This window comes from Kocuria sp. CPCC 205263, from assembly GCF_040981075.1.
GTDB lineage: Bacteria > Actinomycetota > Actinomycetes > Actinomycetales > Micrococcaceae > Kocuria > Kocuria rosea.
In genome coordinates, this window is record NZ_JAVKPV010000089.1 from 1 (window position 1) to 513 (window position 513).

The following is a 513-nucleotide window of genomic DNA, read 5'->3' on the forward strand; positions in this document are numbered from 1 at the left end:
CCGGATGTCGCTGCCGGCAGGTCAATTCGATAGCTCCGCTCATACCCGGCTGCGGCAATGCCGTCCGCCTCATCCGTGCCGTATTCAACGTATGAACCGCCATCGGTTGAAATATCAATAGCGAACGCTATCCGGTAGCCATCCTTCCCGCCGCTGTCGCGCAGTTTATAAACCCCGTTCGGAAATTTAAGCCGCAGGCGCACTGCAGAAAGCTGGGTGTTGTTAATGGATTTAACCCACGGCGTCCCGTATTTCAGCTCCGTGCCAACGCTGATTTCATTCTCTACTGCCGGGAAACCAGCAATATAATCCTGATCCACGGTGCCGCTGCGCCACTCCCACGTCACGCCAGGAAAGTTTTCATTGCCAGCATCATCAAGCAGTGGCGTGCCATCGAGATAAATATCTTTACCGGTAAAGTCTCCTGCTGCTTCCCCCTCGGTCAGCGCCAGCAGAATTTTCATGTACGCTACGGAGGCGATCTCGGTACCGCGATTGCCGCCTTTATCACCG

The 513-nt window shown here is 55.0% G+C and carries 1 protein-coding gene; it reads right to left on the bottom strand.

Features of this window, described 5'->3' with window-relative positions; all coding sequences use genetic code 11:
- Nucleotides 1–464 (bottom strand): hypothetical protein (locus tag RF647_RS19285; RefSeq protein WP_368813141.1); only part of this gene is annotated, 464 nt, incomplete at its 3' end.
- Between the last annotated feature and the right edge of the window lie 49 nt (nucleotides 465–513).